Here is a 13,373-nt window from a genome sequence, read left to right on the forward strand (position 1 = left end):
GGAAGTCCGTGAGGGCCACCTTGAGGGACTCTGATTCCCTCAAGGTGGCCCTCACGGACTTGAAGCCGCGGTCAGGGGCGGACGAGAGCCTGCGGTTTCCCCAGCACGGTCTTGCCCTCGAACTTCACCGTCAGGTCGATCCGGGCCAGGCCCTCGTCCGTCAGGGCTCCGACCTTCCCGGTCACCTCGACCAGCGCGCCGTCGTCGTTGTCCGGCACCACGACCGGGCGGGTGAAGCGCGTGCTGAAGTCCACGAGGCGGGCCGGGTCGCCGAGCCAGTCGGTGACGATGCGGCCGGACAGGGCCATGGTGAGCATGCCGTGCGCGATCACGTCCGGGAGGCCGACCTTGGTCGCGAAGTTCTCGTTCCAGTGGATCGGGTTGAAGTCGAGCGAGGCGCCCGCGTAGCGGACCAGCTGGTCGCGGGTGATGCGGACCTCCAGCGGAGGCAGTTCGTCGCCGATGTTCACGCTTCCGCCCCCCGAACCACGAGCTGGGCCCGCGTCGTGCACACGAGTTTGCCGTCCGCGTCGGTGATTTCCGCGCGGAGGTTGATGAAGTCGTTGCCCGCCCTCGCCATGATCGCTTCGATCTTGGCCGAGATCTCCAGCTCGTCGCCGGCGTGCACCGGGCGTTCGTAGCGGAAGCCCTGGTCGCCGTGGACCATCCGGGAGTAGTCGAGGCCGAGCGCGGGGTCGGTCACGATGCCGTTGATCTTCGGCAGGTTGAGGATGGTGAGGAAGGTGGGCGGCGCGAGCACGTCCGGGTGGCCGGCCGCGCGGGCCGCCTCCGGGTCGCGGTACACCGGGTTCGGGTCCCCGATCGCGTCGGCGAACTCGCGGATCTTCTCCCGGCTTACGAAGTACTTGCTGTCCGACGGGTACTCCCGCCCGGTGAACGACTGGTCCAAAGGCACGCGAAGAAGGCTAACCGAACCGCGGCGCCGTCCCGCGCGGGTGCCAGAACTGGCCAGTAGGCAGCGACCGGTCAGCAGACAGCGAAAAGCCGCCCCGGCGCGATGCCGAGGCGGCTTTTCGAAGCTGGTAAAAGACCGCCTGCGTCAGCGGGTCTCTTTGTGAGTCCGGTGCGTACCGCAGTTCGGGCAGAACTTCTTCATCTCCAGGCGATCCGGGTTGTTGCGCCGGTTCTTCTTGGTGATGTAGTTGCGGTGCTTGCACTCCTCGCACGCCAGCGTGATCTTGGGTCGCACGTCGGTGGCAGCCACAGCGTTTCCTTCTCTCTCAGATCCGGGGGCCAGCCCCGTCGTTACCGCGTAGCGGTGGCCGGACTTGAACCGGCGACACAGCGATTATGAGCCGCTTGCTCTGCCAACTGAGCTACACCGCCCTGCGTGACACCCACCCCGACCCGCCCGGCACAACGTGACCCGGACTGGGGGTCCAGGGGGCTTGCCCCCTGGCGGGGGTCTGGGGGTTCGACCCCCAGATGGACGCCGCGAAGCGAGCCACGTCTGCGTTTTCCGCAGACATAGCTCGCCTACTCGCGAGCCCCTTTACGGAATCGAACCGTAGACCTTCTCCTTACCATGGAGACGCTCTGCCGACTGAGCTAAAGGGGCCTGCCTCTCGCGAGGACTTGGAAAGATTAGCAACCCGTCCGGAGGACACCTGCAACCGGGGTCGGTTAACCGCAAAACCTCAGGTCAGCAGGGTCAGCACGGTCTCCGAATGCCGCCCGGGCGAGCGCGCCGTGCGGGCCTGCAGCCATGCCTCCAGACGGTCCTCCGGCAGCGGACGCGAGATCAGATAACCCTGTGCGACGTCACATCCCATCGCCTCGAGCTGATCGCGCGCCACGTCCTCCTCGACGCCTTCCGCCACGACCGTCAGGCCCAGCGAGTGCCCGAGCTCGACGATCGACCGCACCACCGCGAGGTCGCCGAGATCCGTGCCCATGCCGAGCACGAAGCTCTTGTCGATCTTGACCTGGTCCACCGGCAGCTGGCGCAGGTACGCGAGCGACGAGTAACCGGTGCCGAAGTCGTCCACCGCCAGCACGATGCCCAGCGAATGCAGCTCGCGCAGGATCGGCAGCGCCTTCTGCGGGTCCGACATCACGCCGGATTCGGTCAGCTCGAACGTCAGCAGTTCCGGCGGCACGTCGAAGCGTTCCAGTTCGCGCTGGACCTTCGCCGGGAAGTCGTCGTCGGACAGGTTCCGCACCGAGAGGTTCACCGCCGCGGAGATGCGCAGGCCCTCGTCGAGCCACTTGCGCACGCGCTTGAGCGACTCCTCCAGCACGAACGACGTCAGCACGCCGATCAGGCCGGCCGCCTCGATCGCGGGCACGAACTCGTCCGGGCCGAGCCTGCCGAACTCCGGGTGCACCCAGCGCACGAGTGCCTCGACGCCTTGCACCTGACGGTTCGGCAGCGTCACCTTCGGCTGGTAATGCACGGAAACGTGGCCGTCTTCCAGCGATTGCCGGAACTGCGTGACCATCTGGAAGCGGCGCAGGAAGATCTGTCCCATGCTCGGCACGTAGCCGCGCACTTCCTCGCCGCCGCGGGTGGCGCGGACGGCGACGTCGGCGCGCTGCAGCAGGCCGTCGACGTCGACGTCACCGGCGTCGTCCACGGAACTGGCGTAGCCGATCATCGCGTTGGCCTCGACCGAAAGCCGGTCCACCGGATACGGCTCGGACAGCTGCACCCGCAACCGTTCGGCGGCGCGGTGTGCGTCTTCGATCGTGCAGTCCACGAGCAGCGCGGCGAAGGACGCGCCTTCGAGCCGGGCGAGCGGGACGTCCGGGCCGAGTGCGCCGCGGATGCGGGTGCCGGCGGCGACGACCATCCGGTCCGCCCACGAGTAGCCGAGCGCGTCGCTCACCGTGGAGAAGACGTCGAGGTCGATCCGCAGCACCACGACCTCCGCCGATTCGCGCAGCGGATCCCGCGAGACCTGCTGGAAACCCGGCCGATTCAGGTGCCCGGTGAGCGGGTCATGGTAAGCGTCGTGGCGGAGCGTGGCGAGCAGCCGCCGGTTGTCGAGCGACGTCGCGAGGTGGCTGGCCATCGTGCCGAGCAGCTGGACGTCGTACTTGCCGAAGCCGCGCCAGCGCGACAGCCGGTCGTGCGCTTCGACAACGCCGAGCAGCCGGTTCGCACTGCGCAACGGCACCACGAGCGCTTCCTGCGCACTGCGTTCCAGCAGCGCCGCGCGGACGTCCGGGTTGGCCTCGGTGATCCGGAAGTGCCGGACGTGCGCGCCGGGAAGGCGCAGCAGCGGGTCGTCGTTGGCCGGGTCCGACGGCGGAAGTTCGTTGCCCGCGACCACGACGCGCATCGGATCGTCGGCCTCGAGCCGCAGCCGGAGCACGACGCGTCCGGCGGCGAGCTGGTCCTTGATCCGCTCGGCGATCGTGGCCCATTCGCGCACGTCGACACCGCCCACCAGTTCCTCGGCGCGGCTCGCCGGACGAGCCGCCGCCTGCTGGCCGGACCGCGCGACCATCAGGCTGACGTCGGAAAGCGCTTCCATGTCCCGCTGCTCGCGAAGCAGATCGGAGTAAGCCCAGTACAGCGCGGTCAGGCCGAGGAACACCGCCAGCACCAGCGGCCAGGCCTGCGGGGTGCTCGCGATGACGAGGTAGCCGGTGAGGCCGACCGAGGCGTTGACGAACCCGACCACGAGGATGCGGCCGGTCAGCCGGATCGCGGTGCTCACGCGCATCCGGCGGCGCAGCACGCGCACGGCGGCCAGCGCGAGCAGCGTGCTGACCAGCGGCGCGGTGAGCGTGCCGGCGAGCGCGGCGACCCACGGCATGGTCGGCCCGCCGCCCATGGCCAGGTGCACGAGCCCGGCGACCGCGAACGCGCCGGTGATTTCGAGCAGGAACGCGCCCGCGTTGTAGAGGACCCGGCCGGCGACCTTGCGGGCCAGCAGCGTGCCGATGCCCGCCACGAGATGCGCGGCGAGCACCACTTCGAACGGGGCGACGAAGAAACCGATTACCAGCGGAATCTCGGTGAATGAGATGGTCCACGAAATGCCGCTGCGGACGTCGACGTTGATGCCGAGCTGCTCGGCGAGCAGGAACGCGACCGCGAGCACCGGGCCGATCCACCAGAGCTTGGCCGAGCCGTGGAACGGCAGCCAGGCACCGACGGCGAAGGCCGCGAGCAGGCCGAGGCCCAGCACGAAGAAGGTGTAAACGCGGAAGCGGCTCTCGTCGGTGCGGCCTTCGGCCGGCGCGGAGCCAGCACCTCCCGAGCCCATCGCCTCCGGCGCGGTTCCGGGATGGGCGTTGCTGTCCGGCATCCGACCTTCCTTCCCGGCTGCCCGGTCGCGCTCGTCCGTGACGTCAGGTGTGGGCGAGGGCGCCACCTTACCCCGTAGGGCGTACCGGCGTCCCTTTCGAGACAGTAGGAGATCACCCCAGGGTTAACAATGGGCGTTCTTCTCTGACCTGCGTGGACCAAGGAGTGAAACTCCCGGTTCGCCCCGGAACCCCCGAGCCGGGGAGTGTTCTGGGGGTCTTTTCCGGCCCGGTCGGCGGACAATGGCGGCATGCACAACGACGTGACAGCCACTGGCCATGCGGCGCGCATCGCCACGGTGGACGCGCTGCTTCCCGCGCCGCTCCCTTTCGAGGTCGGAGGGGATTCCGCTCTGCTTTCCGCCGAGGTCGGCGACACCACCGCGGCCGGTCTGACGACCTGTACCGGACTCGGCCCGGACAGCCCGCGCTCGATGTGGCGGGCGCTCGTCGAGCACCGGCTGGAGGTCCAGCTCGCCGGTCCCGATCCGGCCGCCGGACTCGACGCTTTGCTCACTCGATGGGATGAACACCTGGGGTCCCTCGCCCGAGTGGGGGATACGGAGTGCGCCGCGGTGCTCTCCCGGCCCAGCCGCGACACCGCGGGGGCCACCGAACTCCTCCGGCACGGCTTCGCCCCGGTGGGCGTGCTCGCGGTCCGCCCGGCACAGCGGATGGCCGCCGGACCCGACGCGACGCCGGGCGTCTGCATCCGGCACGCGACGCCGGACGACCTGTCCACCGCGGTCGCGCTGCAGCTGGAATTGCAGCGGTACGACGCGCAGTTCGGCCGGATCACGCTCCGTCCCGGCGTCGAGGAACTGATCACCAAGGAACTGATGCACCACCTCGAACGGCCCGAGCCGCAGGTGTGGATCGCGGAGCTGTACGGCCAGCCGCTCGGCATGGTCGTGCTGCAGATGCCCGACGAGACCGGCTGGATCCGGCACCGGGTCGCCGCTTCGCGGGTGGGTTATCTGTCGTCGCTGGCGGTGTCCGAGACGGCTCGGTCGTCCGGTGTCGGCACCGCGCTGGCCGCGCACGCGCACCAAGTCTTCGACGAGGCGGGCGCGGATGTCGTGCTGCTGCACCACGCCGTGGCGAATCCGCGGTCGACGCCGTTCTGGTACGCGCAGGGTTACCGGCCGTTGTGGACTGGCTGGCAGCGCCGGCCCGCCGTGCGTTCTCGCTAGTCTGGCGGTTGCCAGGCCATTCGAGGGGAGTCCCAGTGACCGAAAAACCCGACGCTGCACCGAAAGCGCCGGAAGGCGTCGATGTCGAGAAACCCTCGGCCGCGCGGGTTTACGACTGGTACCTGGGCGGCAAGCAGAACTGGGCGGTGGACCGGGAATTCGGCCGCAAGGTCGAAAAGATGTGGTCGCTCGCCCGGCCAGGCGCGAAGCAGAACCGCGAGTTCATGAACCGCGTGGTGCGGGCCGCGCTGGACGCCGGCATCCGCCAGTTCCTCGACCTCGGCTCCGGCGTGCCGACCGCGGGCAACGTGCACGAGGTGGTCGAGGCCGCGCTCGGCGACGACGACGAGGCCACCGTGGTTTACGTCGACTACGAGCCGGTGGCCGTGGCGCACGCGACGCTGATTCTCGAGGACGAGGCGGCCACCGACTGGGCCGGCATCGTCCAGGCCGACATGCGCGACCCCAGGGCCGTGCTGAGCGACCCGCGCACCCGCGAGCTGATCGATTTCGACAAGCCGGTCTGCGTGATGCTGATGGCGGTGCTGCACTTCGTCGGCCCGGACGACGATCCGGACGCCATCGTGCGCGCCTATCGGGACAAGCTCGTGTCCGGCAGCTGGCTGGCGATCTCGCAGATGAGCGAGGGCGACGGCAGCGGTCCCGCACTGGAGGGGCTGCGCTGGTTCGTCGAGCAGTACCGCAAGACGAGCAATCCGATGTGGCTGCGCGACCGCGAGGAGATCGAGCCGTTCTTCGGCGGCTGGCCGCTGCTGGAGCCGGGGATCACGCATCTGCCGGACTGGCGCCCGGAGCGCGAGCTGAACGCCGTCGAGGCGGAGGCGCGCCCGTTCGCCTGGTGCGCTGTGGCGCGCAAGCCGTGACCGCGCCGGACGCGCCGCAGGGCGTCGACGTCGACAAGCCGTCCGCCGCGCGGATCTACGACTGGTACCTCGGCGGCACCCAGAACTGGGCGGTGGACCGGGAATTCGGCCGCCGCGTCGAGAAGGTGTGGCCGCTGATCCGGCCGATGTCGCGGGAGAACCGTGCGTTCATGAACCGGGTCGTCCGGGCCGCGCTGGACGCGGGGATCCGGCAGTTCGTCGATCTCGGATCCGGCGTGCCGACCGCGGGCAACGTGCACGAGATCGTCCGCGAGCAGCTGCCGGCGAGGGTCGTGTACGTCGACTACGAACCGGTCGCCGCGGCGCATTCGCGGGTGATCCTCGAAGACGAGGACGCGACCGAATGGGCCGGAATCGTGGAGCGCGACATCCGCGACCCGGATGCGATCTTCGCCGACGAGGTCACCCAGGAGCTGATCGACTGGTCGCAGCCGGTGTGCCTGCTGATGATCACCGTCCTGCACTTCCTCGGCCCCGGCGACCGGCCTGACGAGCTGGTCGCGACCTATCGCGACCAGCTCGCGTCCGGCTCGTGGCTGGCCGTCACGCACGCCACCTGCCGGGACGACGCGCCGCCGGAGCGGGCCGCCGAGGTCCGCGCGTTCGTCGACGCGTACCGGGACACGTCGAACCCGGCGTACCTGCGCTCGGAGGAGGAGATCCTGCCGTTCTTCGGCGGCTGGCCGCTGCTGGAGCCGGGGATGAGCGCGCTGCCGGACTGGCGGCCGGACGAGCCGGTGTCGGAGTTCGCCGCGGAGGTCCGGCCGTTCGGCTGGGGCGCCGTCGCGGTCAAGCCCTGACTTCTCTCCCAGCGAACACTCTCTGGGAAACAAACCCGCCCTTCGGAGAGTTGAGCACCTCAGACTCAACTATTCGAGGAGTGCACATGACCGACCCCCGCCTCCTGCCCGTCCTCCCGCTCGATGACGACGTCGTGCTGCCGGGCATGGTGGTCCCGCTCGACCTCGGCGACGCAGAGACCCGGGCCGCAGTGGAGTCCGCACAGGCCAAGACCCCTTCGTTCCCCGGGATCCGCTCGGGCGCGGCGAGCAAGGCCGAAGTCCTGATCGTCCCGCGCGTGCACGGCGAGTACGCCGAACTGGGCACCGTCGCGACCGTCGAACGGATCGGCCGCGTTCCCGGCGGCAAGACCGCCGTGCTGCTCCGCGGTACCTCGCGCGCCTCCGTCGGCCGGATCGCCGACGGCCCCGGCGCGGCCCGCTGGGTGCACGCCGACCCCGCCGACGAAACTTCCGACGACCGCACCGCGCAGCTCGCCGCGGAGTACAAGGCCGTAGTCATCTCCGTGCTGCAGCAACGCGGCGGCTGGCAGATGATCGACGCCGTCCAGCAGGTCGAGGAGCCGTCCGCGATCGCCGACCTGGCCGGCAACGCGCCGTACCTGTCGACTGACCAGAAGCTGGAGCTGCTGAGCGCGCTCGACGTGAGCGTCCGGCTGGAGAAGGCCCTCGAGTGGAGCCGGGAGTACCTGGCCGAGCTGGAGGTCACCGAGACCATCCGCAAGGACGTCGCCGACGGGATGGAGAAGCAGCAGAAGGAATTCCTGCTGCGCCGCCAGCTCGAAGCGATCCGCAAGGAACTGGGCGAACTCGACGGCACTGCCGCCGACGACGACTACCGCGCCCGGGTGGAAGCCGCCGACCTGCCGGACGAGGTGCGCAAGGCCGCGCTGGCCGAGGTCGACAAGCTGGAGCGGACGTCCGAGCAGTCGCCGGAAGGCGGCTGGATCCGGACCTGGCTCGACACTGTGCTGGAGCTGCCGTGGAATGAGCGCACCGAGGACGTCTACGACATCGCCGCCGCGCGGGCCGTGCTCGACGCGGACCACGCGGGCCTGGACGACGTCAAGGAACGGATCATCGAGTACTTGGCCGTGCGCAAGCGTCGCGCGGAATCGGGCCTCGGCCCGGTCGGCGGACGGCGTTCCGGCGCGGTGCTCGCGCTCGCCGGGCCTCCCGGGGTCGGCAAGACGTCGTTGGGCGAGTCTGTGGCGAAGGCGATGGGACGGAAGTTCGTGCGCGTCGCGCTGGGCGGCATCCGGGACGAGGCGGAAATCCGCGGCCACCGGCGCACGTACGTCGGCGCGCTGCCGGGCCGGATCGTGCGGGCCATCAAGGAAGCCGGCTCGATGAACCCGGTGGTGCTGCTCGACGAGATCGACAAGGTCGGAGCGGACTACCGCGGCGACCCGACGGCCGCGCTGCTCGAAGTGCTGGACCCGGAACAGAACCACACGTTCCGCGACCACTACCTCGAGGTCGAGCTGGATCTGTCCGATGTGGTCTTCCTGGCCACGGCCAACGCGCTGGAGACCATCCCCGGCCCGCTGCTGGACCGGATGGAGCTGGTGACGCTGGACGGCTACACCGAGCACGAAAAGGTCACCATCGCGCGGGATCACCTGCTGCCGCGCGAACTTGAGCGAGCCGGTCTGGCGTCCGGCGACGTGGTGCTGACCGACGACGCGTTCAGCCGGATCGCCGCCGAGTACACCCGCGAAGCCGGGGTGCGCGACGCGAACCGGACAATCGCGAAGGTGCTGCGGAAGATCGCGACGAAGGTGGCTTTGGATTCGGTCTCGCTGCCGCTGTCGGTGTCCGCCGCGGACCTGGAAACCTACCTCGGCCGCCCGCGGCACGTGCCGGAATCATCGCTGCCGACGGCTACCCAGCGGACGTCTTTGCCAGGCGTGGCAACAGGGTTGGCCGTTACCGGTGCCGGCGGGGACGTGCTGTACATCGAGGCGTCGCTGGCCGATCCGGAGAGCGGGGCTTCGGGCCTGCAGCTGACCGGGCAGCTGGGTGACGTGATGAAGGAGTCGGTGCAGATCGCGCTGTCGTACCTGCGCTCGCACGGTGCGGAGCTGGAACTGCCGGTGGGAGACCTGCGAGAGCGGGGAATCCACGTGCACGTCCCGGCGGGCGCGGTGCCGAAGGACGGCCCGTCGGCGGGTGTCACGATGACGACCGCGCTGGCTTCGCTGCTGTCGGGCCGGGTGGTCCGGGCTGATGTGGCGATGACCGGTGAGGTTTCGCTGACCGGGCGGGTGCTGCCGATCGGCGGGGTGAAGCAGAAGCTGCTGGCCGCGCACCGGGCGGGGATGAAGACGGTGATCATCCCGCAGCGGAACGAGCCGGATCTGGATGACGTGCCCGCGGAGGTGTTGTCGCAGCTAGAGGTGCACGCGGTGGCTAACGTGCGGGAGGTGCTGGAGTTGGCGTTGACGCCAGCGTCTTCGGAGGTTCGGCAGGCGGCTTGATCTTCGGGTGAGGCGGGGCCTCGTCCTTTCCGGGTTCGGGAGGGGCGGGGCCTTTGCTTTGTTGCGGGGTTTTTGTCGGGGGTGCGCGCTACGGTGCTGCCATGGCGGAGGAGAAGACCAAACGACTGGACTGGACGAGGGACGAGTCGACCCTCGCTTGCGCTCTCGTGGTGGAAAATGGCTGGCACGAGCTGCGGTCGAACGACTCCAAAGTGATTGAACTGTCCAAGCTGCTGCAGCACCTCCCGATCTACCCGGTGGAGTTGCGGGGAGAAAAGTTCCGGAACCCCAACGGCGTCGCCCGGAAAACAACAGACCTGGCCACCCGTCATCCGGACTACCGGGGTGCGCAGACCAGGGGCAGCAAAACTGACCTCGACGTCGTCCGGGATTTCCTCGCCGACGAGCCCGGCATGCTCGCCCGGGCAAAGGCCATCACCGATGCCGTGGAGTTTTCGCCAGAGGTGCAACACCAGTTGCCACCAGACCTGGACCTCGTCGACGACGAGTCGGCTGAAGAGGGCGGAATCCTTGAACGAAGGCACCTGATCCGGGAGCGGAACCCAAAGCTGCGCGCGAAAAAGATCGAACAAGCCCGGAACACGCACGGACGCGTGGCGTGCGAAGCGTGCGAGTTCGACTTCGAGAAGGCCTACGGCGAACGCGGCCGGGACTTCGCCGAATGTCACCACCGCACGCCGCTAAGCGAGTCCGGGCGAACCAAGACGAAGCTGGAACACTTGGCAGTGCTCTGCTCGAACTGCCACCGGATGATCCATCGGGCCAAGCCGTGGCTCTCCGTCGAAGAACTTCAAGACTTGGTCCGGGAGAACGGCTAGCGGCAGTCAGGAGAAGTCGACCTTCTCCCACTCGAAGCCTTCCACCCACGACGGATCCTCCGCCGCGAAGCCGGTAAACGCTGTCACCACCTCCGCCAGGCTCCCGGCCTCCGTGCGGTAATGCCGCTCCGGCGACCCGTCCCGGCGCTCCAGCGCGAACTTCCCCTTCGGAGCCGCAGCGAACTTTCCCTGTCCAATTTGGACATAATGATCGCCGCGTCCCAAGACGGCGTACCAATTCTTCGCCGACAACCGCCCCAACGCCGCCTTGATCCCCGCCGCGTCCGGGTTTTCCACGCGGGAGCCGTCGCACATGGTCAGGTCCAGGACGTTCGGCCGATGCACCTCGCCAGTCTGCGGATTGAACACCGTCAGGTCGTGCTTTCGAGCCAGGTCAAGGACAACGCGCGTCACCGCGACCGCGCGCGAGTGCTGCATCACCAGCACCGCACCGTCACCAGAGCGCTCGATCGCCGCGTTCCACGGGGATGCTTCCGGATCCTCGGCCTCGTGCAGTTCCGGGTATTTCGCGGTCAGGTCGCGGTAGAACGCCTCAAGCGACGAGTCGGCGGGACCTTCGCAAAGGCTCGCGTAGCGGGCTCGCGGATCATCGACATCCCCAGCCCAGACCCCCAGGTCGTAGCTCACAATCCCCCTCCGGAAGGAATCAGCCTTGCGCCCCCGCGAGCAGGGCCACGTTCATCACGTACTCGCCATACCCCGATTTGGCCAGCTTGGTGCCCAGCGCATGACATTCGTCCGCGCTGATGAAGCCCATCTTCAGCGCGACCTCTTCCAGGCACGCGATCCGCACGCCGGTCCGGTGTTCCAGCACCTGCACGAACTGCCCGGCCTCCAGCAGCGAATCGTGTGTGCCGGTGTCGAGCCACGCGAAACCGCGGCTCAGTTCGATCAGCTTGGCGCGGTCGCGGTGCAGGTAGGAGAGGTTGACGTCGGTGATTTCCAGCTCACCGCGCGCCGAGGGCTTCAGGTTGCGGGAGATGTCGACAACCTCGTTGTCGTAGAAGTACAGTCCGGTGATCGCGTTGTTCGACCGCGGTTTCTCCGGCTTCTCCTCAATGGACAGCAGGGTGCCGTTCTCGTCGACCTCGCCGACGCCGTAGCGCTCGGGGTCCTTCACCTGGTAGCCGAACAGGACGCAGCCGTCGAGGTCGGTCGCGGCGGTGCGCAGGGTCGTGGAGAAACCTTGGCCGTAGAAGATGTTGTCGCCGAGCACCAGCGCGACCGAATCGTCGCCGACGAAGTCCGCGCCGATCACGAACGCTTCGGCGAGACCATTCGGGCTCGGCTGTTCCGCGAACGAGAAGGACAGGCCGAACTGGCTGCCGTCGCCGAGCAGGCGGCGGAAGTTCGGCAGGTCCGCCGGCGTCGAGATGATCAGGATCTCCCGGATCCCGGCCAGCATCAGCACCGAGATCGGGTAGTAGATCATCGGTTTGTCGTAGACCGGCAGCAGCTGCTTCGACACGGCCTGCGTGATCGGATGCAGACGGGTTCCGCTGCCCCCGGCGAGCACGATGCCCTTCACAGCCCCTCCTCACGTGCGGTGGTGGTGTTCACCGTACCGAGTGAGCATCGTGGCCGTCTGAGGCTTCCCTCAACTCAGGACGCCGGCCCCTTGCCGAAATACGCCTGGCAGCCGTGCGCGTACTCGGTGGCGATCTCCAGCACGTTCTTCCCGCCGTCGACCGGCAGCACAGTGGACGAATAGTTGGGGCAGTAGTTGTTGTAGATGCCGGTGATGTGCACCGGCGCGGGGAATTCGTACCAGTTGCCCGCGCCGAAGTTGTCGTTGGCCAGCAGTGTCTGGCCGTTTCCGGGCACCGGGGTGCCGTCGGCCCTCGTGTAGATCTGGCCGACCATCACCAGCCGCACGCCGTTCGGGCCGCCGGGGAACAGGGTGGTGGTCTGGGCGTGCTGGAAGTAGTTGCCGTTCGCGGTGTTCACGCGGGTGCCGGGGTCGGACGGGTCGCCCCAGTTCGCGCCGTCGGCGGAGATTTTGTAATACGGGTCGCAGTAGCGGTCGCGGTAGTTGCAGATCTCGTAGCCGAACCAGTACCGGCCGTCGGGCAGCCTGCGGATGTTCGGCATGCCCGGCCGGACCCGGGACGGCCCGATGGCCATCGTGAGCTGTTTGGTTCCCCAGTTGATCCCGTCGGTCGAGGCGACGCGGTTGAGCACCTGGCCGTACTTCGGCGCTTGCGTCTCGTCGGCGTAGTGGAGCCAGAGCGTGCCGCCGGCGTCCACGGCGAACTCGGGTTCCCAGATGCCGTCGTGGTTGTGCGAAAGCGCGGCTTCGGACAGGTACCGCCAGTTGCGCCCGCCGTCGCGGCTGGCCCACACCTTGATCCCCATCCGGCGCTGCGGACCGGAATCCTGCCGATAGGTCGCCGCCCAGAGCAGCGTGCCCGCGCGCAGCCGGCCGACCCGCTGCGGGAGTTCGTAGAGGGTTCCGCAGCATTGGCCGAACTTGGCGTCGGGGTCGCGGATCTCGCTGATCCGGTGGAAGGTCTCGCCCTCGTCGGTGCTCTCGAGGATCGGCGCGAACCGGCCGTTGCCGTCCTCGCTGGTCAGCGCCGCGATGATGTTTCCGCGACCGAACGGCGAGTACTCCAGCCGCACCAGCCGCGGGTACGAGCCGAAACCGGGTACGAGCAACTTCTTGCCCGCTGCCTCCGCGACCGGCGCGAGCACGGTCACGAGGACCGCCAACGAGGTAAGGAAAGCAAGGACGGGAGTCCAGCGGCGCATTCGGAAACTCCTCTCACGACCAGACGGGCGATTACACCACGTGGTCGCCTCGCCACCATCGATTTCGCCTGGTCACCCGCATTAGTCCACCCCTTCGAGGCGTTCG

General features: G+C 68.5%; 12 protein-coding genes and 2 tRNA genes. 5 read left to right on the forward strand and 9 right to left on the reverse strand.

The window, feature by feature from the left end; all coding sequences use genetic code 11:
* Nucleotides 1-71: 71 nt before the first annotated feature.
* From ACZ7OI_RS42695 to ACZ7OI_RS42720, 6 genes are all read right to left on the reverse strand, one after another.
* A complete protein-coding gene (locus ACZ7OI_RS42695) occupies nucleotides 72-470 on the reverse strand; it encodes a MaoC family dehydratase (RefSeq protein WP_470269801.1) in 399 nt (132 codons plus the stop codon).
* Nucleotides 467-916 carry a MaoC family dehydratase N-terminal domain-containing protein gene (locus ACZ7OI_RS42700; protein ID WP_344269986.1) on the reverse strand — a complete coding sequence of 150 codons (450 nt, stop codon included), beginning with the start codon at nucleotides 914-916 and terminating at the stop codon, nucleotides 467-469. The genes ACZ7OI_RS42695 and ACZ7OI_RS42700 overlap by 4 nt, the downstream gene beginning before the upstream one ends.
* 144 nt (nucleotides 917-1,060) lie before the next feature.
* Nucleotides 1,061-1,225 (reverse strand): 50S ribosomal protein L33, encoded by a 165-nt coding sequence (rpmG, locus tag ACZ7OI_RS42705; RefSeq protein WP_005152047.1) that lies wholly within the window; start codon nucleotides 1,223-1,225, stop codon nucleotides 1,061-1,063.
* Between the two features lie 49 nt (nucleotides 1,226-1,274).
* Nucleotides 1,275-1,347: transfer RNA gene (locus ACZ7OI_RS42710), tRNA-Met, on the reverse strand.
* Nucleotides 1,348-1,506: 159 nt separating this feature from the next.
* Nucleotides 1,507-1,579, reverse strand: a tRNA-Thr gene (locus tag ACZ7OI_RS42715).
* A 79-nt stretch (nucleotides 1,580-1,658) separates the two neighbouring features.
* Nucleotides 1,659-4,280, reverse strand: a complete 2,622-nt coding sequence (locus ACZ7OI_RS42720) for a putative bifunctional diguanylate cyclase/phosphodiesterase (RefSeq protein ID WP_470269803.1) — start codon at nucleotides 4,278-4,280, stop codon at nucleotides 1,659-1,661.
* A 249-nt stretch (nucleotides 4,281-4,529) separates the two neighbouring features.
* Between ACZ7OI_RS42720 and ACZ7OI_RS42725 the strand changes: the two genes are divergently transcribed.
* From ACZ7OI_RS42725 to ACZ7OI_RS42745, 5 genes are all read left to right on the forward strand, one after another.
* Nucleotides 4,530-5,471 (forward strand): GNAT family N-acetyltransferase, encoded by a 942-nt coding sequence (locus tag ACZ7OI_RS42725; protein WP_470269804.1) that lies wholly within the window; start codon nucleotides 4,530-4,532, stop codon nucleotides 5,469-5,471.
* Between the two features lie 35 nt (nucleotides 5,472-5,506).
* A complete protein-coding gene (locus tag ACZ7OI_RS42730; RefSeq protein WP_470269806.1) occupies nucleotides 5,507-6,355 on the forward strand; it encodes an SAM-dependent methyltransferase in 849 nt (282 codons plus the stop codon).
* A complete protein-coding gene (locus tag ACZ7OI_RS42735) occupies nucleotides 6,352-7,176 on the forward strand; it encodes an SAM-dependent methyltransferase (RefSeq protein ID WP_470269807.1) in 825 nt (274 codons plus the stop codon). Before ACZ7OI_RS42730 ends, ACZ7OI_RS42735 begins: the two co-directional genes overlap by 4 nt.
* Nucleotides 7,177-7,262: 86 nt before the next feature.
* Nucleotides 7,263-9,656, forward strand: coding sequence for an endopeptidase La (lon, locus tag ACZ7OI_RS42740; protein WP_470269809.1), 2,394 nt, complete (start codon nucleotides 7,263-7,265; stop codon nucleotides 9,654-9,656).
* Nucleotides 9,657-9,757: 101 nt separating this feature from the next.
* Nucleotides 9,758-10,495, forward strand: a complete 738-nt coding sequence (locus ACZ7OI_RS42745; RefSeq protein WP_470269810.1) for an HNH endonuclease — start codon at nucleotides 9,758-9,760, stop codon at nucleotides 10,493-10,495.
* Between the two features lie 6 nt (nucleotides 10,496-10,501).
* Here the strand turns inward: ACZ7OI_RS42745 and ACZ7OI_RS42750 are convergent, their stop codons facing one another.
* The 3 genes from ACZ7OI_RS42750 to ACZ7OI_RS42760 form a co-directional block, all read right to left on the reverse strand.
* A complete protein-coding gene (locus ACZ7OI_RS42750; protein WP_470269811.1) occupies nucleotides 10,502-11,143 on the reverse strand; it encodes a hypothetical protein in 642 nt (213 codons plus the stop codon).
* Between the two features lie 19 nt (nucleotides 11,144-11,162).
* Entirely contained in the window at nucleotides 11,163-12,044 is an 882-nt protein-coding gene (gene rfbA / locus ACZ7OI_RS42755; protein WP_470269812.1) for a glucose-1-phosphate thymidylyltransferase RfbA, read from the reverse strand.
* Nucleotides 12,045-12,118: 74 nt separating this feature from the next.
* The gene (locus ACZ7OI_RS42760; RefSeq protein WP_470269814.1) at nucleotides 12,119-13,267 is read right to left on the reverse strand and encodes a sialidase family protein; all 1,149 of its coding nucleotides are present in this window, start codon (nucleotides 13,265-13,267) and stop codon (nucleotides 12,119-12,121) included.
* Nucleotides 13,268-13,373 lie beyond the last annotated feature (106 nt).

It is taken from the genome of Amycolatopsis sp. NPDC114503, assembly GCF_055633655.1.

Excerpts from the sequence above, each read along its gene's own strand:
- ACZ7OI_RS42725 (WP_470269804.1), top strand. The coding sequence starts at position 4,530 with ATGCACAACGACGTGACAGCCACTGGCCATGCGGCGCGCATCGCCACG.
- lon (WP_470269809.1), top strand. The coding sequence starts at position 7,263 with ATGACCGACCCCCGCCTCCTGCCCGTCCTCCCGCTCGATGACGACGTC.
- ACZ7OI_RS42745 (WP_470269810.1), top strand. The coding sequence starts at position 9,758 with ATGGCGGAGGAGAAGACCAAACGACTGGACTGGACGAGGGACGAGTCG.
- ACZ7OI_RS42760 (WP_470269814.1), bottom strand. The coding sequence starts at position 13,267 with ATGCGCCGCTGGACTCCCGTCCTTGCTTTCCTTACCTCGTTGGCGGTC.
- ACZ7OI_RS42720 (WP_470269803.1), bottom strand. The coding sequence starts at position 4,280 with ATGCCGGACAGCAACGCCCATCCCGGAACCGCGCCGGAGGCGATGGGC.